This is a genomic window from Sporosarcina psychrophila (assembly GCF_001590685.1).
Taxonomy (GTDB): Bacteria; Bacillota; Bacilli; order Bacillales_A; family Planococcaceae; genus Sporosarcina; species Sporosarcina psychrophila.
Map to the genome: position 1 here is coordinate 4,257,636 of NZ_CP014616.1, position 24,774 is coordinate 4,282,409.

Below are 24,774 nucleotides of genomic sequence, written 5' to 3' on the forward strand. Positions count from 1 at the left end.
AAAATATTCAAGACTTCAAGCTTTATCTGTAAGGAACTAAGTTATATTGTACTACTCTATTAATTAATACTTATTTTAATGTATATTTACTCTTTTAATTCAACAAAAAGCGTTCGGATAAACCGAACGCTTTCGTAATCCTATGAAGTGTAGTGATATATGAACCCCTGACCTTCATACTAATAGCGTGAAGGTCAGCTTATGAACGCTCTTCAATAATCACCTGAAGTAATATCCGGATATTCTGAACGACCACTCTTCGGCTAACATTATTCGACATATTCGTATAAAACTACACTTTCCATATAGTTTACAAAACGTCGAAGCTCTTTCGCTTCTACCGTGCTGATGGCACCGTCCTTGAACATTTCTGAAATCTCTTTTCTCTGCACTTCAATAGCATTCAAACATAGAATCTCCTTTTGTTCGTCTAAAATGGATTGATCCATCTCTACTTTATGGGGCAATTCCTTTTTATTCAGAAGGCGTTTATAATAATAAATCATATTGTGTAGAACTTCTGGTTGTTCACTAATAGAAGCTCGTTCTTCCAAACCCGCTAGTACTTTCTCAAACGTAAATATTTGCACCGCATCTTCCATTTCCTGAACCTGCTCTAATTCTCGGTCACTTAAGCGCCCGCGTTTCCAATCTCTCAGTACTTGATAGAACCGTTGACGGATAAAGTGATTCGCACCGCTTGTTGCCGCCTTTTCACGAATCGAAACCGACTTTTCGATACTTTTTAACGTAACCATCTTCACTTGGTGCACACTCATATATTCCTCCGTATATTGACGCTCCAACATTAAAGAATGCAATCTTTCCATCTTCAGCTGCTCGTTATATTCTCGTAGCTCTTCTTCGTTTTTATTTTTCGACCGCAACATATGCAACATGAGTGTATAGTCGTTTAATAATTCATAGACAATCGAAGCATTCTCTTCTGTTTTTTCCGAATTGATTTTCTGAATAGCTCCCATGATCATACGCTGCTTTTCATTCGTTAAATCTGAACTGGTCGTATGCGTGCTCGTTTCCCCCTTACTTAGGATAGGTAGAAATATTGTTGCCATAATAAGTGTCAATAGAATAACGCCTGCCGCCAAAAAGATAATAAGTGAACGCTCTGGGAACAAATCGTTCGTTGATGTAAAAAATGGAATCGATAGCACACCGACCATTGTAATCGTTCCACGGACACCTACCAAACTCGTAATTAGACTTGTTTTCAGAGATGGTTTTTCTGTCACATTTTTCAAAATGTAATAATCGAAATGATTAATGGTGTGCGACCACAAAAATCGTATACCGAGTACGACGAAACCTAATGCAAGAACATACCCTAACAACAGCCAATTACTCATCTGTTCATTTTCCAGTAATGAACGCATTGCAGATGGGAGTGTTAAACCTAACAGTAAGAAAATTAAACCGTTTAATACAAATGCGATAATTGACCACAGGTTATCCGTCAACACTTGCTCCTGCGCTCTAAAGTTTTCTGTACGCTCTCTTACAAGCGCATGGATAATCCCCGCTGCTACAACCGCTATAACACCTGATGCATGGAACATTTCCTCTGCTATAAAGAAAATAATAAATGGCGTTAAAACTTGTAATAGCGAATGGAATACTACGTCGACAAATCCCCCTCTACGTAGAACGTAGCGAAGCAAATTAATCGAAAGTCCAAGCCCGATACCAAGCAATGCCCCAACGATAAACATATATAAGAAGTCTCCTGTAGCCTTTTGAACTGAAAAATAACCGGTTACCACCGCTAAAACAGCATAATTAAATGCAACAAGTCCTGAAGCATCATTGATTAAAGATTCCCCACGCACTAAATTCATAATATGAGTTGGAATTTGAATACGTTTCGCAATGCCATTTACAGCAACTGGATCCGTCGGTGATAGAATTGCTGCGAGCGCAAATGCAGCTGCTAAAGGAATTGCTGGAATCATCCAATGGACAAATATTCCACCAAGTATCGTAGTTAGAAGTACTAAAATAATAGCATTCCCAAAAATTGACGCACGCATTTTCCATAATTCCTCTCGCGGAAAATGAGCGCCTTCATTGTATAAAAGTGGTGCTATAAACAGTAGAAGAAACCATTCTGTCTCCACTTCAATTGTAAAATCTTTAACAGCTAATGCAAAAATAAGCCCCACAATAATTTGGATTAATGCAGTTGGTAATAGTGTCACGTAATTCCCAATAACGTTTGTAACAAGCAATAAGACTAGCAACATTAAGATAATCGTTAATAATTCCATCCGTTTTTCTCCTCTTCACTTTTTCTGTTCCAATAATCAAGAATAAAGTGATTATTTCGTCCAAAACGCGCCGAAAATGTACAAGTGTAGGCTGTATGCTTTTCTTACAGGTAGCTCATGTAAGAAAGTGGATAATCAACAGACGTGGTTCAATATATAAAGTTAGCAAATATGATATAATCGTGCGTTTATTTTTATTTTATCATGAATTTTAAAAATACTGTTAGCTCCTAACCTCGTTCTCACAGAACAAGATTTGGAGCTAACAGTATTTATCGTTGGATTAATTATGTATGGATTCCCATTTTACTACTCGCAGCACGAAAGACTATTTTCGAACAAAAAAAGGGCCCAGTTATACTGGACACCCTTCTAAACCTATATGGAGCATAGGGGGCTCGAACCCCTGACCTTCACACTGCCAGCGTGACACTCTCCCAGCTGAGCTAATGCCCCGTATCTTTGATACAATAAGAAGTATAGCAAGATGATTTGAAAAAGACAATAGGCAGGGGGAAGTCTATATGCAGCATGCAGAAAGAGAAATTACCGAACCCGTTGCGTTATGTGACAACAAAGGGTTATTGAATCCAGAAGCAATCGGCTTCGCACGTCAGCCTTTCATCCAGAGCAATCTCAAGAACCACTTCATGCGGAAGAAGAAGTGGAATTATTGGTGTGTGTACGGGGAAGATTTGTTATTTTCCGCAACGATTAGCCATCTTGATTATGCAGCTGTCTGCTTTGTCTATATTTTAAATTATGAAACGCAGCGATTTTATGAAAAGCAAATAACGATTCCAATTGGGCGCAATGTGAAGATGCCTGAAAACGTGTTGGATGGCGTTAAATTCGTGAATGATAATCTAACTGTCCAGATCATACATATTCAAGGCGAAACCCATCTGTCCGTGACAATCCCAGACTTTGATAATGAAGTACTACATGCAGATTTCCATATTGGTCATCCAATTAACGATGAATCATTGAATGTTGTTATACCCAGGAGCAGGGACGTTTTCCAGTTCACAGCTAAGCATCATTCATTACCAACATCCGGGTTCGTTAAAATCGGGGACAAACGGTACGATTTCAATCCAGATTATAGTTTTGCTGTTCTCGATTACGGCAGAGGAATCTGGCCGCGAAAAGCAGAATGGAACTGGGCGATGGCATCTCAGCGTCTCGGTGGTCGTCGCATTGGACTTAATTTCGGTGGTAAATGGACGGATGGGACAGGCATGACTGAAAACGCGGTGTTTGTTGATGGTTTGATGACTAAAATTCATGAGGATGTTCTATTTACATATGATAATAAAAACTTCATGATGCCTTGGAAAATTCGAACGAAGTTTTCAGATACAGTCAACATAACATTTACACCTTTTTTTGAACGTGTTTCCATGACGAATGTCCGGTTAGTACGCACGGAGGTCCATCAAGTTGTCGGTTACTTCAACGGAACAGTACGCTTACATGACGGCTCCACCCTACAAATCCGCAACATGCTTGGCACTTCGGAAGAACATATCGCGAAATGGTAACTAACACAATTATATTCGCACATTATACATTACTTTTACTAGCCGGCTTAAATGCCGGTTTTTTTATACGATAAAAAAGTAAAATTGTATTTCACCTTGAGCAGTGGGTAGGGATTGAACTACATCCCCACTCTCTGCAACAGGGAAACACTAATTTAAACTACCTTCCTTTAGTTTAACGCCCTCCTGCGCTTACGCTTTTCTTATTTGTACAAGTATTTTGTTTAGAAAGTGGATTTTAAGGCAAAATAATAGATAAGACAATGAATCCGAAAGGCAGTGAGTATTTTGAGAAAATTGAATGCTGTAGGTACAATCGTAATTACAGGTGCATTGCTGATGGGCGGATGCGGCAACTTCGGGAAAAATGCAGATAAGCCAAACCGTGAAGAAGCAATTATTATTAATGAAGATGAGAAAGCTGGCGGATCCATCGAAACCGGTAATGGATTCGGTTTTTCGTCATTCGATCTTGAAATCGATGTCGATGGTAAAGATGCAATTGATGCTGATTACGATGTGACCGAAAAAGCAGATGCAGATTATGAAAATAAACTGAAGAATATCAAACTAAAAGATAATAAAGCGATGGATGAGCTTAGTAAAATGTTTATAGAAATTCGTATCACAAAAGATACACCCCAACAAGAAGTGATTGATAAGATTCTCCAATGGTATGGTTTGGATACTTACTCAAAGTTTGACCTTGATGTTGATTTTGACGATGGTACGTTGCTCGATATTGAAGACGTAAAATAATAAAAGGCTACAAGGATATAATGTCCTTGTAGCCTTATTTTGTGCCGCTTCCGCTTTTCTAGACTGTCCAGACTACAGCGCCTAGCTCGCTGTGGAAAAGATGAAAGACCCATAAGCCAAAGGGCGGCTTCCGGGTCTTTCCCTTTTTCCTTCACGAGCTACACAGGCGCTTGCGCTTTTCTATACTGTCCAGACTACAGCGGCCAAACGCTCGGGTCATAAGTCGTTCCAGATATGCGGCAAAGTACGCCGCTCCGCCGGCACGCCTTATGCAGGCCGCTTGCGCTTTTCTATACTTTCGATTCTAGCAACATGTTGTAAAATACACCTTGTTGTTCAATCAATTCTTCTTGGCTTCCGGATTCTATCAGTTTCCCTTGCTCCATGACATAAACGGTATCGGCTTTCCGTACGGTATTCAGTCTATGCGCAATAACAAAACTAGTTCTGCCTTCCATAAGGCGATCGAGTGCTTCTTGGATTTCTAGCTCTGTAACTGTATCGATACTACTTGTGGCTTCATCAAGAAGGAGTAGTACTGGATCTGCAACGAGTGCTCTTGCAATTGACAGCAACTGCTTCTGCCCTTGTGAGATCTCGCCGCCATCTGCCGTCAATATAGTCTCATAGCCATCTTCCAGCCGACTAATGAAACTATGCGCATTGGCCTGTTTTGCCGCCTGAATGACTTCTTCATCTGTCGCATCAAGTTTTCCATAACGAATATTTTCAAGGACTGTTGCTTCGAACAGAAATGGATCTTGCAAGACAAATGCCGTTTGGCTACGAAGCGTTTGCCGCGGCAACTTGCTAATCGGGATACCGTCGATATAGATTACTCCTTTATCAACTTCATAGAACCTAGCAAGCAACTGCATAATTGTGGTCTTCCCTGCGCCCGTGGCCCCGACAAATGCCGCTGTTTCCCCCACCTTCACACGAAATGATAAATTGTCAATTGTATAGCCATCGGTTTCGACTGCATAACCAAAGGAAACATCTCGGAACTCAACGTCCCCCTTGAGGATCATATCCGTATATTCCGTCGCTTCATCCTTCTCGACTGGTTCATCCATAATCTTAAAGACTCGCTCTGCTCCAGCTATTGCCGATAGCACTGTGTTAAATTGGTTTGCAAGATCATTAAGTGGACGTGTGAACTGCCGTGCAAATTCAGAGAAAATGACGATTGTCCCCACCGTTATAACACCGTCCCCTCTTAACGCAAGCAATCCACCCACCCCTGCAATAACCGCAAAACTCGCGTTGTTCAACAGATTCATTACTTTGGGGATAAAACCTGAGTAGGTCAACGCCCAAAAACCCGTTCGTCGAAGTCGCTCACTCTTCTGCGCAAACTCTTCCATTACACGTTCTTCCTGCGAGAATGCTTTGACAATGCGCTGGCCAGAAATCGTTTCTTCAATCATGCCGTTTAACTCGCCCACTGCTTGCTGCTGTTCTTTAAATAAAGGTCCCGTACGGCGCGTAATCCACCGAATCGCTACGAACATCACTGGAACAATGATCATCGTGAGTAGTGTCAATAACGGGCTTAAGTAAAGCATGACCCCAAGCGTCCCAGTTAGTGTCAAGATGCTCGAAAATACTTGGATGAAAGACGAGTTCAGTGTTTGGCTAACGTTTTCAATATCATTGGTAATTCGGCTCATCAGTTCACCGTGCTGCCGTTTATCAAAAAATGTGACTGGCAGCTTTTGAAGATGAGCAAACAAACTCGTCCGTAAACGAAAAACGGTTTGTTGTGCGACGCCAACCATCCAATAGTTTTGAAAATACATCGCTAGTGATAAGCCTACATAGATAGTGATAAGCCACCCGATACTGCCGCCTAAACCCGCGAACTTCATCGGAATAATATAATGGTCAATAATTTTACCAATCATCAATGGCCCAAGCAGCGCCAGGACTGAACTGACAAAAACAAGCGTGAGCACAGCAATGAGTAGGCCCCGCTGTTCATCGACAAGTTGCCAAATCCGGAAAAGAACTGATTTCCAGTTACTCGCACGTTCTTTTTTCTTCTTCCCAGTACCATTAATATCTTCCTTCGATAGAATCGGCTCGTAGCCGAACGGTTTACGAATTGCGCGTAACATCGGCTGCCACCTCCTCATCGGATTGGGATTCCGCAATTTTCTGATACAGTGCGGACTGCTCCATCAAGTCGTCATGTGTTCCATAGCCGACGACTTGTCCTTCATCTAAAAGGAGGATTTTATCAGCCCCTTGTGCGGTTCGGATTTTCTGTGTGACAACGAGCATCGTCGCTTCTTCCCCTTCAAGCGCATCCCATAGCGCCGTTTCCGTTTTCACGTCAAGTGCACTTGTGCTGTCATCGAGAATCAAGATAGATGGTTTCCGAACGAGCGCCCTTGCTATGGATAATCGTTGTTTCTGACCACCCGATAAGTTGACGCCTTTCTGTCCGACCCTTGTGCCATACTTTAACGGGAACAGATCAATCGATTCATGGATTTGTGCTTTTTTAGCCGCCTCTTCCAGTTCGTCGACATCCGCCTCCATATCGCCCCACGATAAGTTATCCAAAATCGACCCTGTAAATAAAATCGATTGCTGCGGTACGAGTCCAATCGTATCCCTCAAATCTTTCAACGGCCAATCCTCTACTTCTGTTCCACTAACATAGATCTTCCCTTGTGTTTTTTCAAAAATACGTGGAATAAGATTGAGTAATGTAGATTTTCCAGACCCTGTTGCCCCCATAATGGCGAGCTTTTCTCCCGGTGAAACATGGAATGACACGTTATCTAAAATCGGTTCCAGCTTACCTGGATATATGAACGACACGTTGTCGAATTTCAAATCACCTTCATTGCGTAACAGTCCTGTACTTTCCGAACTATGGAGTTCCAAGTCTTCATTCGCAAGCAGAACTTCTTCCATCCGTTCAGAAGATGCTTTTGCACGCGAGAATGCCACAATGATGAATGAGAACATCGAGAACGCACCTGTCATGCGCATTGCATAGTTAACAATCGCTACTAGTTCCCCCACCTGCGCGCCGCCATCACGCACTTCAATAGCTCCGAACCATAGTACAGCCATCAAACTTGCGTTCATAACAAACAACAGGATTGGCAAGATTAGTTCCATCATCCGCATCGCTTTTACCGTATCTTTTCTTAACAGATCAGATACTTTTGAGAAGCGACTCGCTTCATAAGCCCCACGTAAAAACGCTTTAATAAGTCGTACAGCCTGTAAATTTTCTTGGATAACACGGTTTACTCGGTCAAGCCTGTGCTGGACATGCGAAAAATAACTGACCCCTTTTTTCGCCATGAAATAAAGAAAGATCAGCAGAAACGGAGCCCCAACTACAAGAAATAATGCTAGTTTCACATTGACGAAAAAAGCCATAATTAAACTTCCAATTACGAGTAATGGTGCACGCATCATAATCCGAAGTCCCATAAATAGGACGTTTTGAGCCATCGTGACGTCACTCGTCAACCGTGTGATGAGTCCCGATGTCGGGAACCGAAGAAATGTCGCCATGGTAAACGCTTGTACTTGACGAAACAATGCCTGTCGTAGATCAAATCCAAAACTTTGCGCCGCATGTGCAGCAAAGAATGAATTAATGACCCCCGAAAAAAAAGCCACAAACGCCAGCGCCATCATCACGCTTCCCCACGTCCAAATAACAGCCTCATTTCCAGCCATAATGCCATCGTCGATAATTTTAGCGATGAGCAACGGCTGAATTAGCTCTACAGATAATTCCAGTAACATAAGAAATAACGCAATAACGATTGGCCATTTATATGGCCAGGCATATGAAAAAACTGTTTTCATCTTTTTGACCCCCAAAAACTCTTTCGTTTCACGAATTACTTCTCGATAGAACTTATTATGACACAGCGACCCAATTGTGTATAGCCAATTCGACTGAATTGTAGGTTATCTTAAAATTGATTGATGTTGACTACAAGTGATCACATTTCATGTATGAGTTGTATTTCATTTCCAATTAACGTATAGTACATTACAACAGTAATGCACTAACGATTAGGAGGTGCCACCGGTGCTTAACATGGACGGCTCGAAACCAATTTACGTCCAAATTGCGGAGTGGATTGAAACGGAAATAATTGACGGCACCCTTTCCCCCGATGAAAAAGTCTATTCACAATACCAACTCGCGGAAATCTTCACTATTAATCCAGCAACGGCTGGCAAAGGACTTACGTTATTGCTCGAAGCGGAAGTTGTCTACAAGCGACGCGGCCTAGGAATGTTTGTCGAGCCTGATGCTCGCGACAAACTACTGTCTAAACGCAAAGAAGATACTCTGCGGAGACTTATTCGGGAATTGCTCAATGAAGCTACACTTCTTGGTGTCGACGATTCACATCTGCTGTCAATGATTGAAGCAGAGCGAGGAAAAAGGGGGAACAAACATGACGGTAATTGAATTTATTGATGTAACGAAAACTTATGGTAGTCGTACTGTGTTGAATAAGATGAATTTCAGCATTCGACAAGGTGTTCTTACGGGAATCATTGGACGTAATGGTGTCGGGAAATCTACGCTGATGAAAATCGTTGTAGGACATACTCAAGCTACGTCTGGAGATGTCCATGTTTTTTCAGTCAATCCATTCAACAGTTTGAAAGTGTCTGCGAATTCTATTCTTGTTGATGACTCAATGAGTTTTTCGGACAAACTGACGTTGAAGGATATTCTGAAAGAGGCAGGTCGTTTCTATCCGAACTGGGATGGACCACTTGCACAGCGATTGTTCGATCATTTCAGCTTTCATTCGAATGCTCGGCAGATGGATCTTTCTAAAGGGAAGAAAAGTACATTCAATGCCATTATCGGTCTTGCCTCCCATTGTCCACTGACGATTTTTGATGAACCAACCACTGGTATGGATACAGTCGCACGAAAAGACTTTTACCGTGCATTACTAAAAGATTATATTGCCCATCCACGGACTATTTTAGTATCTAGCCATCACCTTGAGGAGATAGAAGACTTGCTTGAAGATATTCTATTAATTCACAATAAAACCGCCCTTTTTCACGGTCCTACAACGGATTTGCAAGGGATGTTCGTCAGCTTAATTGGGAAAGAAGAAAAAATAAGTACCTTTATTGCGGATAGAGAAATTTTCAGCAGCCAGATAAATGGTTCTTTCAGTGAAATACTCGTCAAAAACACTTTCACTTCTGATGAAAAAGTAAAGCTACACACACAAGACATCCAACTAGTCCCTGTCTCGGCGGATGATGCATATGTTGCACTGACAACCGGAACAAAAGGAGGAATCGATCATGTATTTAACGGAACCCCGGCTGACTGATGTCGTAAAAAAACAATTTCTTCATAAATTGAATGCCTATACTGGTGTCTTTAGTTCACTTCTTGTTATGCAACTGATTGGTATTTTTTTAGGTTTTGGAACCGGAAGTGGTGGTTCCACTTCCGGGGGTACACTGACAGTAGACTATAGTTCTTCAACCGGAGATATGCCCGTTGTCTTCACACTTCTCTGGGCGTTTTCAATGGGCATCCTTGTCACTACATTAGCTTATCGTAACGATGCTTTTTCTTTCGTATCCAATCGACTTAGCCACAATATATCCAGCTTTCTGTTTTTACTGTTCGCGTCCGTCATCGCCGGTACCCTAGCAACCCTTGCAGGTTCAATCATTAAGTTCATCTCTTTATTTCAAAGTAATCCTTTGTTCACCGAAACATCGGGACTGTTCAGTTCTCCAATCGACTTTTTCACCATGGTCCTAACTTCGGTTCTTTACACCGTGCTGTTTGCAAGTTTGGGTTATGTAGTGGGTTCATTCATCCAGCTCAGCAAGTTCGTTCTCCCACTCTTAATTGCAGCAATCGTTGTGATTCCGCTACTCCAATTAAATATAGGCGGGCTTGACCTGATTGCAAGTATTGTTTCTTTCTTTGGTACTGAAACATCGTTACTATTTTTCCTTTTGAAAATAATCGTAACAGTTATCATGCTTTTCGCCATTTCCATAGGCGTTACAACTAAAACGGAGGTGAGGAAATAATGTCCGGTCTTTTATCTCTCATCTTTATAGCCTTAATTATCTGGTACTTCTTGCAAGGAAGAAAAAAACCAACACGGCAGATAAATAAAAAGTGGACGTATGTTTTTTTGGTAACATATGCAGTCATTTTAATCATTGCGGCGATTTCCGTAGAACTAGTTGACAGTAAATCATTTACCACTCAACCGAAAGCGAAATCAAATGAATACCTTAATCTTCTAACGAGCGCTATACAAAACGGGGATATTGAGTCCATTGATTCTTCCAATATTCTCGACAAAAGAACGCAGATAATAGGAGATATACTCCTTATGAACGCACAAGGCTATGAAATCAATTCAACAATTATTGTAGAACGTAAAAGTGAAAATGATGGATTAATTGAAGAAACACTCATTAAGCCCCTTCTTCTGTTGGACGATTACGATTTCTCAAACCAACTTAAATACAAAATACCAGAATGGACAACAGACTCGGTCACGTTCCTAGAACCACCCCTTACCGAAATAACCTATACCACTTATCAGGAAGCCTATCTGTTAAGTCAGTTCACACATACATCCCGACAAAGGAATAATTCTCACCACACTTCGGAGCGCCAGATTGCTGTACATCTGCTAGTTCCAAAAGATTTGATCATCACCGCAGACGAACATCTTTACATCAACTACATCAATGAATAAGAAAAGCGCAAGACGCCGTTTAGCCCCGAAAAGCGCTGGAATTCTTGAGGATAAAGGCGTATTATGCCTTTTCAGCAAGACTGAAGCAACTCGAAGTAACTTATACTTTTTACCTTTAACAAAAGGACCGGCCCCCCAACGGGAACCGGTCCTTCTACTATTCTATGTTTTTGCCCTACTACCCGCAACCGACAGCCAAGTCACCCCGATAAGCATAATTATCGCCCCTGTCAATTGCCACATGCCAAGTACCTGACCGAACCAGATAACGGAAATAACCATTGCTGTCAGCGGTTCAAAGCTCGACAATATGCTCACTTCCACTGGTGATATGTATTTCATGCTACTCATGAATAAAATAAAGGCAACGGTTCCTACGATAATGACGAGGAGGAGCATGCCCGCTATAGTCCAATCTGCTAAATAGTCCAAGTGGGTCACAACTGTCAATGGATTCAAAACGAAAAGCGTTATCCCCCCTATAATCATCCCCCAGCCAATGGATAGCAAACCCCCCCATTCCTGCATCAGCCGGACGGGATATAACGTGTAAAACGAGAAGGCAAAACCAAGCGCAAGTCCCCAAAAAACAGCAACTTTACTCATTGCAAAACCAGCAAACGATCCGTCAGTCAATAGGAGGAGTAATCCTACTAATGTCACGAACATTCCAAGCACCTGCACGATCGGTGGCCAGGTCTTTTGTGACGCTGTTACAAATATGATAATAAAAATCGGTGCCAAGAACTGAAATAATGTCGCAATTACTGCATTACTCGTATTAATGGACGCGGCAAATGTGTATTGGACCCCGAGCATGCCAAATACTCCGAAAAGAAGAAGTTGGCGTGCCCATACTTTTTGTCTCCATGGAAGAGTGATGCGCTTCCCCTGCATCTTCAGCATAGCTAGTAAAAATGAGCCTGCGAGTAGGAGGCGAACTGTCAGCATGAAGGAAACTGACATCTCACTGTGTAGCAACATCCATTCCATCATAGGACCCGTTGCCCCCCAAAGTACCGCACCTGAAACAATTAGGGCAATGCCTTTTAATCTATCCATGTCTTTCCACCTCCTAATTTGACTATTAAACTGCTAATATGGCTAATTAATTAATGATTTATCACTTTCATGATGTACAGACACGAGAACTTCCCTATAATAGTAGTATCATCCATATCCGGAAGGGGACATTTATATGAAGCCAGATTATGGACAATTCGTGCCGGAACTGCCGGACATAATGAATAGTCTTGAACAATTTTATATGGTAACCCGAGCAAATAGTGAAGGTTCAATTATTTACGCAAACAAAAACTTTTTGGAAACAAGTAAATGGACACCAAGGCGGGTGCTCGGAATAACTTTGTGGCAAATGTTCCCGGAAACTGTTGAAGGTCAAAGTCAGGCACATGCCATCTGGAAAAGTATAACGGCCGGGAAAACATGGTTCGGTATGATTGAAAAAATAACACGTTTGGGTAAGCCATATTTCGTGAATATGATTGCTATTCCCAGCATGCCGTCACATGATAAACCGTTTTCCGTTACTTTTCTTGAATTGGATATCACTGAAGACGTACAGTTACGGGACCAGCTACAACAAATTGCATTCATTGACTACGAGACCGGGCTAATGAGTCGTTATAAACTTGAAACGACCGTGACAGAAATTATTGAAGAGGCAAAAAGTTTCTCATTTGTCTTCATAACCATTGATCACTATTATACATTGAAAGACCTTCAATCATCCGAGTCAAAGATAGAACTTATTAAATCATTTTCAAATAGACTTAAGCGATACTTCCAAGATAATCCAATAGCCAGAGTCGGTGCAAATGAATTTATCGTTCTTACCGCCTTCGGTGATTGGTATGTGCGAGGCTTTCTACTATTCCTTGAACAGCAACCGATTTATATCAATAATATTGCCATTCCGTTATCCATTAGCGGTGGCGTCGTCCGCTATCCTGAAGACCAAAAAACCTATAACCATCTTATGAAAGCCGCATTGGCCGCTACAAAAGATGTTATCAATAATGGTGGCGGTAAGATTTCTTCACTTTCAGCAGCTTCACATAAAGTGCTAAATCGGCGGGCAATTATCGACCAAAAAATGTTATCTGCCCTAAATCACCAAAGTTTTAAAGTAGTCTACCAACCACAATTCGATCTTGCGTCTGGAGAAGTGACACTTTACGAAGCCCTCGTTCGGTGGGAGGATGAAGATCTTGGCACTATTACGCCTGACGAGCTTATCCCAATCGCGGAAGAGAACGGTCTCATTCACGATATTGGAGCTTTCGTACTTGAGGAAGCTGCGACCCTCGCCGCACGGTGGAATGAACAAGGCCGTCATGTAGATATTTCAGTAAATACTTCCGTTCGCGAGTTCAGTAATGCACAAATGAAAAACAAAGTGATAGACATCCTTAATAAGACGAAGTGCCCCCCAAGTTGCATTCAATTTGAAATAACTGAGAAATTCGCTTTTCAAGCTGAAGAGGAAAACTCAATCGTCCTTCAGATGAAAGAACTTCAAGACGCCGGGGTCGAGTTCGCACTAGATGATTTCGGTACTGGTTATGCATCATTCAGGTATATGCAGCATCTACCGATTACGAAAGTAAAAATTGATAAGGTATTTATTGACTCCTTGACGACACAGCCAAAAACGCAGAAACTCGTCGAAGGGATGATACGTTTCTGCAAATCGATGGGATTATACATCATTGCAGAAGGCGTTGAAACAAAGGAGCAGTACAAGCTTCTCGAAAAAATGGGCGCAGATGCCGTACAAGGTCATTATATCGGCATGCCGATACCCTCTAACGACATCCAATTTAAGGATATAAAATAATATAACGGAGTATCTCTCATAAGGAGAATACTCCGTTTTTCATATTTTTTTCACTCTTTTCCTTCCGATACCGGACCGGAAAATAAGCTGAATAATTACTTCCGCAAAAACTAGTCCCATGGCAATCGCACCCGATACCATAAATGCACCCGATGCAAATGAGATTGCCGTTAAATAATCTTTTTCAACGATATGCCGCATCGCATTATAAGCCATTCCCCCCGGCACGAGCGGAATGATTCCAGCGACACTGAATATGATCATTGGCGTACGAAAACGCTTAGCAAAAATATGGGCAACGAGTGCAACCATGAACGCGCCCAGGAATGAAGCCTGCATAGGATCTCCCGATATTCCATTAAACAGGCTATAAATAAGCCAACCCGTCATCCCTACAAAACCGCAATAAAACAACATTCTACGTGGGGCATTAAATATAATTCCAAACCCTGTTGCAGCAAGGAAACTAAGAATTGCTTGTACAATCCACGTCAAAACTCAAACCCCTTTTCCATTCAGAAAGATAAAACAAGTGCTACGCCAGCTCCGATTGCAAATGCCGTCAGAAATGCTTCCGCCCCTTTTGACAATCCCGACATAAAATGACCCGCCATCAGATCGCGCACTGCATTCGTAATGAGTAAGCCTGGAACGAGCGGCATGACCGATCCAACGATAATTTTATCGAGTTCCAATCCTAGTCCAGTTTGCACCGCTGCAAATCCGATAAGCCCTATAAATAATGAGCCAACGAATTCCGCAAAAAACTTCACCCTTGTCAACTCATGTATTTTTGTCACTATGACGTATCCAACACCTCCCGCAAAGATAGCGGCGGGGACATCTGTCCAAAGACCGCCGTACAAGATTAGAAAGGATCCACTAGCGACAGCTGCTGCGATAATTTGTAGCCAAAGCGGAAACATGACATTTGTTTTTTCGATTTCTTGGAGCTTAGTATACGCTTCTTCAAGTGTATATTCATTTGCAGATAGCTTACGTGAAACGTCATTAACGAGTGCAACTTTTTCAAGGTCCGTCGTCCGGTCCTTTATCCGAATCAGCTTCGTATGATGCGGACTACCTGGTGAAAAAATAATACCTGTCGGCGTAACGAAACTATGAGTGGCTGACAACTGCTGTGTTTCAGCCATTCGTGCCATTGTATCTTCTACACGGTACGTCTCAGCTCCAGCTTCCATCATAAGACGTCCCGCGAGCAGACAACAATCGATTGCTGTCTCTTTGTCCACTATTGACATATTCCGTCCTCCTAACCCAAGTGGTATAAAGTACGATTTTTCTATATATGAGTTGAATGAGTGATCTCACTCCATACCGCTTCGGCTACCCCTGTAAGGCGCCTACGCTAGTAAATATACCGTATTCAATACTTCAACATGTATTGAGAAATAAAACTCAAATTCTCTCCATTAAATAATCTTATCGAAGCTGAAGACAAATGACAATGAACAAAGTGATTTGATCAACTTTCTGCATAAGAAAAGGCCCAGCACTAGGCCGGACCTTTCAACTTTGAATCCTATTCAGTCAATTTGCAAGCTACCAATTAGAGCGAACGTATCGAGCGAGTAATTATTGATTTCCTTCATTGAAACTGTATACAAGATGTCTTTGCTGTACAGCATACGTTGGATTTCTTTCTCCCAATCCCCGTATTGCTCTCCGCGGCTTTTCACTTTCAGTAAATCCCCTTTTAGGACGATACCATGTTCCGGTGTAATTTCGTAAACAAGTGCGCCGGAACTTTGAAAATCAATGTTATGGTCTTTCCCGATTTCATCGTAAATCGATACCGGGAAACCGTATAAATTTCGTCCTTCATGTTGGAACAATGCCTTGTGATCATATTGAATTTGTGAGTATGTTCCACGACCACCAATGATTTCAGTGTCCTTCTCTTTTGGGTTATTGAAATCAGTCACATCAAATAAGGAAACTTTCATACCCATCGTCAAAATAAGTGGCTCTCCCCCTTGTGGATTTTTCTCAGCAACCGTTTCATAACCAAAGCCAATGAGATGGTTTTCGTCAAGCGGATGCAAGTAATTGCTAAAGCCAGGAATCTTCAGCTCGCCAAGCACTTTTGGGGCAGTCGGATCGGCCACATCAATGACAAACAGTGGATCCGTTTCCCGGAACGTTACCATATAAGCCTTATCCCCCATGAATCGTGCAGAGTAGATGCGTTCGCCTTTCGCAAGACCCTCGACGGATCCTGTGGTATTAAGGTTTTCATCCAAAATGAAGAGATGGTTTTTAGATGGTTTTTTATCATCCCACATATTCCCTTCCGTCGTGACGGCACGGAAATAACCATTATGTTCATCCATTGAAAACTGGTTAAGTAAATGCCCTTTCAGTGTGGCTGAATTTTGGAATGTGACAGTTGTCTTGTTCAATGTAAACTTGAATAACTCACTGTTTGCAGTGCCAGGGTTCCAGATCATTTTATTCGATGTGGAGGCGTTCGTTTCGTGAATTGTCGCTGTGAGATATAAATTGTCTTCGGACATGTAAAGCTGCTCACTTCCACCGAGATAGCCTTTTGTCACAACTTTACCTTCTACTAGCGATGAAAGGTCGATGGCTGTAATGACGGAATACGTCGGTTCCATCGCACCCGGTAGAATCGCGATGTCCTTGTAGTCAATCAGTTCGGGATCATCGCCTACTATGGAATCATATACGCGGGGACGAAGCGTGTCTCCGTCGATTTCATTCATGATCCAGAAGTTCGGCTGTACATTCGTTACAAAATACAGCATATCTCCTGTTTTCCGTGCGCCGTTTAGATAGCCTTCCGCTCCGATTTCTCGAATAAGTTTAGGCGTTTTCGGATTCAACACATTATACATTCGAACCGTAGTCATTCCATTCATTGGCCTGCTGATCCTTGCCTCGTTCGTGTCCTCTTCGTTGTTGTAAGGTTCATATTTCTCACCAAGGACAATTAGCGTATCGCCGTGGAGAAATAACTGGGACGGATAAAATTCTTCTTCCATCTTAATTTCCGAAGCTTTTCGGATTTTCTTCGGGTCGCGGATATCGGTAATGGTGACTTTGTTATTGCCCATTACAGTATATATATAGTTACCGTCTGTCTTTACGCTATCAGCTTCATCGACTCCTTCTACTTGATTGTTCGTTGTCGAATGATCTGAACTACTACTTTTAGCAGATTCTAATGTTGCAGTATTTGACGTCGCTGAATCTTCTCTTTCTTCTGTTACGGTAGGATTTGATTGTTGCATGGACTTCGCCCGTTCAAAATAGGCTTCCAACTCTTTTACTGATGCGATGGATTCGATCGTTTCGTGGATAGTAAATTTGATTTCATCGATTGGCATCGATTTTAAGACCTTGCCATTAAACGCATTTTTCTGGACGTGAAGTGTATATGCCCCTGGTGCGAGGCCCTTTACAAATAGGGTCTTACCAGCGTTTTCAAGCGTAACTTCGGCAGTTACCCGCTTTCCATTTCGATCAGTTATATATAAATCATCTGATCCTATTGCCTCCTTTTTCAACGGTGTGGAGAAGTTTGCGTGCCATCCTTGATTGGAAAGTGCAATATTGGATGCCGTAACAGTCACTTTGTCGATGAAAAACGCGAAAGATATTGCAACTACTGTAATGAATGCCGTAATAAAAAGCCAACTAACCTTTTTTCTCAATTTGACCAACCCTTTCCTTTTGGTTTGTTACACCATTAGACTCTGATAGGGCGATTTCGTTTCACTAAACTGAAAATTTTTATTATATATGTTGAATTAAAGAATCCTGCTAAGAACGCTTGGCGCTAGGGGATGCCTCCCGCAATAAGCCAGACGAAAACCCACTGTCTGTCTTATTGCTTCGGCTACCCCAGTAGTCGCCTTCGCTGGTGAGTAGACAGAATCATAAGTTCAACATGTATAGTTCCAGTTTTTTATAACAATACGCTACAAACAATCGATTGAATGAGTAGCAAAGTATGAACTTAGGAAGGATTAGAGATAAGGGGGATGGTAGAACATAGCTCACGGTCGACCGATCATATAACCTTACGAACCGATCATAACTTTCGCACTACCAATCATATAACCCCACGAGCCGATCATAACCTTCGCTCTACCAATCATATAACCTCACGAACCGATCATAACCTTCGCTCGACCAATCAAATAATCTCACGAACCGATCATAACCTTCGCTCGACCGATCATATAACCTCACGGACCAATCATAGCCCACGCTCGACCGATCATATAACCCCATGAACGGATTATTCCCCTTATTCAGCCGCCACGAATATCGGTAGCGGATCTGCAAATCCAGACCAATCCATCGCCATTTCCTCTTCTGTCAACAAGCAATCATCTAGATCCTCTTCAATCTCTTCTCTGTCCATATCAAGTCCGATGAAAACCAGTTCCGTCTGACGATCACCATGCTTGTCATCCCAACGTTCCAACAATTCCGGGTCGTCGGCGAAAACTAACTTTTGTTGTGCCTTCGGAAGTGCTGCAATCCACTGACCTGCCCCTTGGAATATAATTGAAGAACCAGCCTGCGATAGCAATCCTGCCATATCCGGGCGCGTTGCTAACCAGAAAAAACCTTTCGAACGAACAATTTCTTGTGGGAACCCTGTCAGTCATTCATGCCATCTCGCCGGATGGAATGGACGTCTTCTCCTGTACACAAAAGATGTAATGCCGTATTCATCGGTTTCCGGTACATGTTCCTCGTTTAATTCCTTTATCCACCCCGCCCCTTGACTCGATTTGTCGAAATCAAATAACTGACGGTTCAAAATCTTCACAGGATCCACACGACCGAATTCAATCGGTATGATCTCTGCGTCTGGGTTCATCTTCTTAAGGAATGCAAAAAATGGCTCTTTATAATCTTCATTAATAAGATCCAATTTATTTACTAATAATATATTAGCGAATTCAAGTTGATCTACCAATAGATCTGCTATATCTCGATGATCGTTTTCATCATCGGTTTGCTTGCGATCGAGCAACGTTTCCCCGCTTTCATAGTCCTTCCAAAAACGGAACGCATCCACAACTGTCACCATACTGTCGAGTAGACATACTTTGGATAAATCGATTCCAACTTCCTCATCAATGTACGTAAACGTTTGTGCCACGGGAATTGGTTCGGAAATACCCGTCGATTCAATGATGATATAGTCAATATTACCTTCAGCCACAAGTTTTTCCACTTCTATCATTAAATCTTCACGTAATGTGCAGCATATACAGCCATTCGACAGTTCAATAAGTTTTTCTTCCGTACGTGAAAAACCGTTGTTTTGTATTAAAGCCGAATCAATATTGATTTCACTCATGTCATTGACGATAACTGCAATTCGTAGTCCTTCGCGATTTGCAAGAAGATGATTTAAAACGGTTGTTTTACCCGCTCCTAAATAACCACTCAACACCGTGACTGGAACTTTTTTTATTTCATTCATAATGGACTGTCCTCTTTTCCTAAATCGTAATGATTACGTTTTAAATATTACACAGAGAGATTCAATAATGCAAGTCGAAAATGAAAAAACCCTTACAAAAACTCATATATTTACGTTTTACAGCTTAAGTTCACAAGTTCCATCGAATTGCTTTAGATTATTAAGTCTATTAGTTTCAATGCCTGCGTTTGTTGGGTAACCTAAAAGTGTAGCTATATTTAAATAAGAAAGGGTCGAATACATTTGGAAAGCACAGAAAATATTACTAAGCCAAAACGAAATTTAAAACCGTATTGGATTGCCCTTGCATTCACCGTCATGATTGTCATCATGCTTCTTCCTAATTCTGGCGACTTGCCTGTAATGGGGCAACGTGCACTCGCTATTTTGGCATTTGCCGTCATTCTTTGGATGACGGAAGCAGTGGCATATCCGGTAAGTTCAGCAATGATTATCAGTCTACTTGCGGTTACGCTCGGCCTTGCGCCGGATATGGCAAATCCCGATGTCATGCTAGGCACAAAATCCGCTCTTCAAATGGCCCTTGGCGGATTCTCCAATTCGGCAGTTGCTCTTGTTGCTGCCGCTCTATTTTTAGCCGCAGCAATGCAAGCGACAAATCTTCACAAACGGTTGGCGCTCTATATCCTATCAAAAGTCGGGGTTAAAACAGGGGCTATCGTTTTCGGCGCCATAATTGTATCCATTGTACTTGCGTTCTTCGTACCAAGTGCAACAGCACGTGCGGGCGCAGTTGTTCCGATTCTCCTCGGAATGGTTGCAGCGTTCGGACTACCTCATAATAGTCGGCTTGGTGCACTTTTGGTCATCACTGCTGTTCAATCCGTCTCAATCTGGAATATAGGAATCAAAACCGGAGCCGCACAAAATATGGTTGCGCTCGGTTTCATTGAAAAGGAAATGGGTGTATCCGTCTCTTGGGGAGCTTGGTTCTTGTATGCAGCTCCGTGGGCAATCCTTATGTCTATTGCTTTGTATTTCATAATGATTAAGCTGATTAAGCCGGAAACACAGGTTGTCGAAGGCGGGAAAGAATTGATCCAAGGTCAGCTAAAAGAACTTGGTCCGATGAAATCGTCAGAAAAAAGATTAATTGTTGTCGCACTAGCACTGCTGTTCTTCTGGTCAACAGAAGAAGTACTCCACCCGTTTGATACGACGACAGTGACTCTTGTCGCGATTGCGATTCTGCTCGCCCCAAGAATCGGCGTATTTGACTGGAAAACGGTTGAAAAACTTATTCCATGGGGTACGATCATCGTCTTTGCTGTGGGGATTGCACTTGGTACCGTCCTCTTAGATACAGGAGGCGCTCAGTGGCTGTCCAATAGAGTGTTCGGTGCAATGGGTCTTGACAATATGCCGCTTCTTGCAACGATTGCCTTGCTGTCGTTATTCAACATTCTCATTCACCTCGGATTCGCCAGTGCGACGAGCTTATCATCGGCACTTATCCCGATTTTCATCGCGCTTACCACGACGATTTCCTTGGATGCGAACAGTGTCGGATTTGTCTTGATCCAACAATTCGTTATCAGTTTTGGGTTCCTTCTTCCAGTCAGCGCACCGCAAAACATGCTCGCTTACGGTACCGGTTCATTCACGGTAAAGGATTTCTTGAAATCAGGTATAGCGCTAACGGTTATCGGGTATTTACTCATCCTGCTGTTTAGTGCTACGTATTGGAAATGGATTGGACTTTTATAATATAAAACGAGTTACTTGGAAATCGACTGCCCAAGTAACTCGTTTTATTTTGACTTAAATCTCTCTGTTTTATCCCAGCCAATTGTTTGGCGGTTTTTCTTAGCCTTTATATAAAAGATTAAACTGCGCACGAACAAATAGGAAAATAGCTGTGCGTACGTAAAGTACATAATGACACTGACAAAAATATTAACTGGTGAAAAGGTTCTTTGACTCGCCTGTGCTGCAAATAACTGCGCTGTATACACAATATAGGCAAGATACCAGATGAATAAGAGCGGATAGGTGTATTCGATAAAAAAGACATCAAGGATTCCCAGCACAAACCATATATAGGAAAACACAAGAAAAAACCAAAAAATGACGTAAACAAGCAGCTGATGAATGGAATGGACGAGCAGCTTGCCTTTGAAATAACCTGGTTCTGTTAGTGTTTTTTCTACAATATACAAGTTCCCTTGCAGCCATCTTGTCCGTTGTTTCAAGTAGACGCCAAGCGTTTCAGGCTCTTGTTCCCATGTGATTGACTCTGGGACAATCGGCAAATAATACCCTTTTTGTGTAATACGCAGTGTCAATTCTGCATCTTCCGCAATAGCGTATGGATCGTATCCTCCAAGCTCTTCTATGACCGATCGCTTTACAAGCATGTTCGTGCCAGTAAGTGATCCGGTTTTGAACAATTGCCACCTTCCCGATTGCATAAGCAGTTGAAATACTTGAAACTCAATAGAAATCATTCTTGTAAGCCAAGTGGCTGATTCATTCATCGTTCTTACATATCCGACAGCCCCGCCTGCCCGTTCCTGTGTCTCTGCAATTGCGACCAACTTTACAAGCGCATGCCGCTCTGGTTGATTATCCGCATCATAGACACAATAATATTTGTTATCCGAAATACTTAGTCCATAATTAAGTACCCTCGATTTTCCACGTGGCTCACCTGGAGGTACTTTTATATGGTGGACATTTTTAAAGGCATTTGCAAACGCATCCGCGATTTCGTCTGTATTATCAGATGAGTTGTCATTCAATATATAAATTTGCAGAATACCTGGATAATCGATTGCAACCATCGCTTCTATTGTGTCCTTAATAACAACTCCTTCATTGTGAGCTGGGATTAAAATATCTACACCCGGATAATAGTCCAATACCGGGATTTTTTTGTTTGTAAGTCGGCTATACAATCCAGCAATCGTTAAAATAGAATAATAAAGGAGCAATACTAAAAAAAGTGCTGTAGTAAAAAACAATAACAATCTAACATTGAATATCACCGCGACTACAAGCAGAGTAAGAAACAGAGAAAAACTCAGAATTAAAACCCAAAGTCGACCTTTCATGTGACCACCGCCGATTCACGCAAGGTCTTATCTCCGTCTATTTTTATTACGGTCCACCTAATCTTCTCGATGGTACCCTCTTCTAGACGTTCTATCATGAGTTTTTCGAGCCGTCCCCTTACAATACCAAGGCCTTCTTCTTCAGTATTCTGAACTAGAACTATCAGTGTTGTATTATCATATTGACCGACGATATCATAGTTTTTCCTAAACGCCGCATACATCATACTTGCTAGAGTATGCATGACTTTCTTCTGAACCGTCCGATTCATATCAATTAAATCTGCTTTTAAATAGAATCCTGTTTCCTGACGGCGGCTCATATTAGATAATATAAGTACCGCCTGTTTCTCAAATTCATGCTTCGTCAAAACGCCCTCTTCCAAAATATATTCTTCTAACTGAGCAATACGGCTTTTTAGTAACCTATTTTCCGTACCAATCTGATAGACATATTTCGACAAGCTATATAACGAAAATAAATGAATCAAGAAAATGAAATGCAGACCGATTGCCAACGCCTGTTCACCCGGTTGCCAGCCTTCTTTAAATGCTAGGAAGAAAATATAGAATACTGTCACAAGCATTAATGTGATATAAAAGAAAAATGCAGCTCTGTCCGACACACTGAAGAATAATAATGCTAGAACACCGAATGCCAAATAGTAATAAAGCGGTACCGCATTGTATGTAATGATCAATATGGCTAGTATCGACAAGAGCCAACTGATTGAGGCAACCGGCAGTTTAACTCGGTCCCAAACTGTTTGATTCCTCAATGAAATCACCTTCTTTCTTATTTTCCTATTCCCTCTTTCAATGGTAAAAAAACCGGTGAAACACTTCTTTTATAGTTAAACAATGTGTTTATAGAAATCGATTCAGGGAATAATCCCTCTATACGACAATCAGCAGAGGAGGAATTATTATGCCAAAAGATAAATACGAAAAAATTGATAATCAGGTTTCAGGGCAGACTCAGGACCAGCAACCTGGTGTAGAGGAGGAAATGAATCCGGCGCCGATTTATGACGATGAGAATTATAAAGGTTCAGGCAAATTGACAGGAAAAAGCGCTTTAATCACAGGCGGCGATAGCGGTATCGGTCGGGCAGTAGCCGTCGCCTTTGCAAAAGAAGGTGCGAATGTAGCGATTGCATATTTGAGTGAACAGGAGGATATCGACGCAGATAAAACGGTGAAGCTCATTGAAGGCTATGGTGGAAAAGCACTGAAAATCCGAATCGATATTAGTGAGGAAGAGCATTGCGAGCAATTGGTGGATGAGGTTGTTAATGAATTCGGTGGTTTGAATATTCTTGTCAACAATGCCGGTAAACAGTTTCCACAAAAAGATATCTCGTTGATTTCAGCCGATCAGCTTCGGGAAACGTTCGACACGAATTTCTTCGGTTTATTTTATATGACGAAGGCGGCTTTGAATCATATGACTGACGGCGATACCATCATCAATACCTCATCTATTACGGCGTATAATGGGTCAAAAGAATTGCTCGATTATTCCGCAACAAAAGGTGCGATTACTTCCTTTACACGTTCTATTGCACTAAACTTGGCCGAAAAAGGAATACGTGTCAACGCCGTTGCGCCTGGTCCAATTTGGACACCGCTCATTCCGGCCACGTTTGACGCAAAGAAAGTCAAAGAACATGGAGCAAACACACCGGTTAAACGTCGGGGCCAACCTGCTGAAAATGCGCCGGCTTATGTGTTTCTCGCTTCAAGTGATTCCAGTTATATGACTGGCCAGACAATACATGTTGATGGTGGCGATTTTGTAGGATCTTGAACGGATTATATAACCATTCGTGGGAATTCCTATAAGGTATATTACTGCGCGTTGTTTAGTTTCTGCAAAGCGCCGTCTAGTTGATGCGATACGTTGCTTAGTTCTTTGGTTACGTTGCGAACTCCGAATTATGTTGTTTAGTTTTAGGCAAACGTTGTCTAGTCGACGCAATGCGTTGTTTACTTTTGGC

Annotated in this window: 18 protein-coding genes, 1 tRNA gene and 1 pseudogene; 9 read left to right on the forward strand and 11 right to left on the reverse strand. The window is 41.9% G+C overall.

The annotated features are described in order from the left end of the window. Positions 1-269: 269 nt before the first annotated feature. Positions 270-2,285 carry a Na+/H+ antiporter gene (locus AZE41_RS19930; protein WP_067213327.1) on the reverse strand — a complete coding sequence of 672 codons (2,016 nt, stop codon included), beginning with the start codon at positions 2,283-2,285 and terminating at the stop codon, positions 270-272. Between the two features lie 383 nt (positions 2,286-2,668). After that, positions 2,669-2,741: transfer RNA gene (locus AZE41_RS19935), tRNA-Ala, on the reverse strand. 68 nt (positions 2,742-2,809) lie between these two features. Between AZE41_RS19935 and AZE41_RS19940 the strand changes: the two genes are divergently transcribed. After that, complete coding sequence (locus AZE41_RS19940) at positions 2,810-3,829, forward strand: DUF2804 domain-containing protein (RefSeq protein ID WP_067213330.1); 1,020 nt, start codon at positions 2,810-2,812, stop codon at positions 3,827-3,829. Between the two features lie 288 nt (positions 3,830-4,117). Next, positions 4,118-4,588: a YusW family protein gene (locus AZE41_RS19945; RefSeq protein WP_067213334.1), complete on the forward strand. Its 471-nt coding sequence runs from the start codon at positions 4,118-4,120 to the stop codon at positions 4,586-4,588. Between the two features lie 290 nt (positions 4,589-4,878). Here the strand turns inward: AZE41_RS19945 and AZE41_RS19950 are convergent, their stop codons facing one another. Then, positions 4,879-6,708, reverse strand: a complete 1,830-nt coding sequence (locus AZE41_RS19950) for an ABC transporter ATP-binding protein (RefSeq protein WP_067213337.1) — start codon at positions 6,706-6,708, stop codon at positions 4,879-4,881. Continuing rightward, entirely contained in the window at positions 6,689-8,431 is a 1,743-nt protein-coding gene (locus tag AZE41_RS19955; RefSeq protein ID WP_067213339.1) for an ABC transporter ATP-binding protein, read from the reverse strand. Before AZE41_RS19955 ends, AZE41_RS19950 begins: the two co-directional genes overlap by 20 nt. A 238-nt stretch (positions 8,432-8,669) precedes the next feature. On the opposite strand from AZE41_RS19955, the gene AZE41_RS19960 reads away from it, so the two are divergent. From AZE41_RS19960 to AZE41_RS19975, 4 genes are read left to right on the forward strand one after another with little or no spacing between them, the layout of a single operon-like run. Next, positions 8,670-9,050: a GntR family transcriptional regulator gene (locus AZE41_RS19960; protein WP_067214084.1), complete on the forward strand. Its 381-nt coding sequence runs from the start codon at positions 8,670-8,672 to the stop codon at positions 9,048-9,050. Next, positions 9,037-9,945 (forward strand): ATP-binding cassette domain-containing protein, encoded by a 909-nt coding sequence (locus AZE41_RS19965; protein ID WP_067213342.1) that lies wholly within the window; start codon positions 9,037-9,039, stop codon positions 9,943-9,945. Before AZE41_RS19960 ends, AZE41_RS19965 begins: the two co-directional genes overlap by 14 nt. Further along, positions 9,917-10,666: a hypothetical protein gene (locus AZE41_RS19970; protein ID WP_067213344.1), complete on the forward strand. Its 750-nt coding sequence runs from the start codon at positions 9,917-9,919 to the stop codon at positions 10,664-10,666. Before AZE41_RS19965 ends, AZE41_RS19970 begins: the two co-directional genes overlap by 29 nt. Beyond that, positions 10,666-11,349, forward strand: coding sequence for a hypothetical protein (locus AZE41_RS19975; protein WP_067213346.1), 684 nt, complete (start codon positions 10,666-10,668; stop codon positions 11,347-11,349). The genes AZE41_RS19970 and AZE41_RS19975 overlap by 1 nt, the downstream gene beginning before the upstream one ends. A gap of 162 nt (positions 11,350-11,511) precedes the next feature. On the opposite strand, the gene AZE41_RS19980 is transcribed toward AZE41_RS19975, so the two are convergent. Continuing rightward, a complete protein-coding gene (locus tag AZE41_RS19980; protein ID WP_067213348.1) occupies positions 11,512-12,411 on the reverse strand; it encodes a DMT family transporter in 900 nt (299 codons plus the stop codon). Between the two features lie 136 nt (positions 12,412-12,547). Here AZE41_RS19980 and AZE41_RS19985 point away from each other — a divergent pair, with 136 nt between their 5' ends. Further along, positions 12,548-14,209, forward strand: coding sequence for a sensor domain-containing protein (locus tag AZE41_RS19985; RefSeq protein ID WP_067213351.1), 1,662 nt, complete (start codon positions 12,548-12,550; stop codon positions 14,207-14,209). Positions 14,210-14,248: 39 nt separating this feature from the next. Here AZE41_RS19985 and AZE41_RS19990 read toward each other — a convergent pair whose 3' ends face one another. The 4 genes and pseudogenes from AZE41_RS19990 to AZE41_RS20005 all read right to left on the reverse strand — a co-directional run bounded on the left by AZE41_RS19990 (position 14,249) and on the right by AZE41_RS20005 (position 19,700). Continuing rightward, positions 14,249-14,704, reverse strand: coding sequence for a threonine/serine exporter family protein (locus AZE41_RS19990; protein ID WP_067213354.1), 456 nt, complete (start codon positions 14,702-14,704; stop codon positions 14,249-14,251). A 20-nt stretch (positions 14,705-14,724) separates the two neighbouring features. Further along, positions 14,725-15,471 (reverse strand): threonine/serine exporter family protein, encoded by a 747-nt coding sequence (locus AZE41_RS19995; protein WP_067213355.1) that lies wholly within the window; start codon positions 15,469-15,471, stop codon positions 14,725-14,727. A 285-nt stretch (positions 15,472-15,756) separates the two neighbouring features. Beyond that, the gene (locus AZE41_RS20000) at positions 15,757-17,907 is read right to left on the reverse strand and encodes a beta-propeller domain-containing protein (protein ID WP_067213358.1); all 2,151 of its coding nucleotides are present in this window, start codon (positions 17,905-17,907) and stop codon (positions 15,757-15,759) included. A 599-nt stretch (positions 17,908-18,506) separates the two neighbouring features. Then, positions 18,507-19,700: pseudogene (locus tag AZE41_RS20005) on the reverse strand (GTP-binding protein). Positions 19,701-19,943: 243 nt separating this feature from the next. Here AZE41_RS20005 and AZE41_RS20010 point away from each other — a divergent pair. Beyond that, positions 19,944-21,428, forward strand: a complete 1,485-nt coding sequence (locus AZE41_RS20010) for a DASS family sodium-coupled anion symporter (protein WP_370569921.1) — start codon at positions 19,944-19,946, stop codon at positions 21,426-21,428. A 44-nt stretch (positions 21,429-21,472) separates the two neighbouring features. On the opposite strand, the gene AZE41_RS20015 is transcribed toward AZE41_RS20010, so the two are convergent. Beyond that, complete coding sequence (locus AZE41_RS20015) at positions 21,473-22,774, reverse strand: glycosyltransferase family 2 protein (protein ID WP_067213360.1); 1,302 nt, start codon at positions 22,772-22,774, stop codon at positions 21,473-21,475. Beyond that, positions 22,771-23,553, reverse strand: coding sequence for a hypothetical protein (locus tag AZE41_RS20020; protein WP_067213362.1), 783 nt, complete (start codon positions 23,551-23,553; stop codon positions 22,771-22,773). The genes AZE41_RS20015 and AZE41_RS20020 overlap by 4 nt, the downstream gene beginning before the upstream one ends. A gap of 149 nt (positions 23,554-23,702) precedes the next feature. On the opposite strand from AZE41_RS20020, the gene AZE41_RS20025 reads away from it, so the two are divergent. Beyond that, a complete protein-coding gene (locus tag AZE41_RS20025) occupies positions 23,703-24,584 on the forward strand; it encodes an SDR family oxidoreductase (protein ID WP_067213364.1) in 882 nt (293 codons plus the stop codon). Positions 24,585-24,774 lie beyond the last annotated feature (190 nt).

Coding starts and splice junctions, on each gene's coding strand:
- AZE41_RS19930 (WP_067213327.1), bottom strand. CDS start 2,285: ATGGAATTATTAACGATTATCTTAATGTTGCTAGTCTTATTGCTTGTT.
- AZE41_RS19940 (WP_067213330.1), top strand. CDS start 2,810: ATGCAGCATGCAGAAAGAGAAATTACCGAACCCGTTGCGTTATGTGAC.
- AZE41_RS19950 (WP_067213337.1), bottom strand. CDS start 6,708: ATGTTACGCGCAATTCGTAAACCGTTCGGCTACGAGCCGATTCTATCG.
- AZE41_RS19955 (WP_067213339.1), bottom strand. CDS start 8,431: ATGAAAACAGTTTTTTCATATGCCTGGCCATATAAATGGCCAATCGTT.
- AZE41_RS19960 (WP_067214084.1), top strand. CDS start 8,670: ATGGACGGCTCGAAACCAATTTACGTCCAAATTGCGGAGTGGATTGAA.
- AZE41_RS19965 (WP_067213342.1), top strand. CDS start 9,037: ATGACGGTAATTGAATTTATTGATGTAACGAAAACTTATGGTAGTCGT.
- AZE41_RS19970 (WP_067213344.1), top strand. CDS start 9,917: ATGTATTTAACGGAACCCCGGCTGACTGATGTCGTAAAAAAACAATTT.
- AZE41_RS19975 (WP_067213346.1), top strand. CDS start 10,666: ATGTCCGGTCTTTTATCTCTCATCTTTATAGCCTTAATTATCTGGTAC.
- AZE41_RS19980 (WP_067213348.1), bottom strand. CDS start 12,411: ATGGATAGATTAAAAGGCATTGCCCTAATTGTTTCAGGTGCGGTACTT.
- AZE41_RS19985 (WP_067213351.1), top strand. CDS start 12,548: ATGAAGCCAGATTATGGACAATTCGTGCCGGAACTGCCGGACATAATG.
- AZE41_RS19995 (WP_067213355.1), bottom strand. CDS start 15,471: ATGTCAATAGTGGACAAAGAGACAGCAATCGATTGTTGTCTGCTCGCG.
- AZE41_RS20015 (WP_067213360.1), bottom strand. CDS start 22,774: ATGAAAGGTCGACTTTGGGTTTTAATTCTGAGTTTTTCTCTGTTTCTT.
- AZE41_RS20025 (WP_067213364.1), top strand. CDS start 23,703: ATGCCAAAAGATAAATACGAAAAAATTGATAATCAGGTTTCAGGGCAG.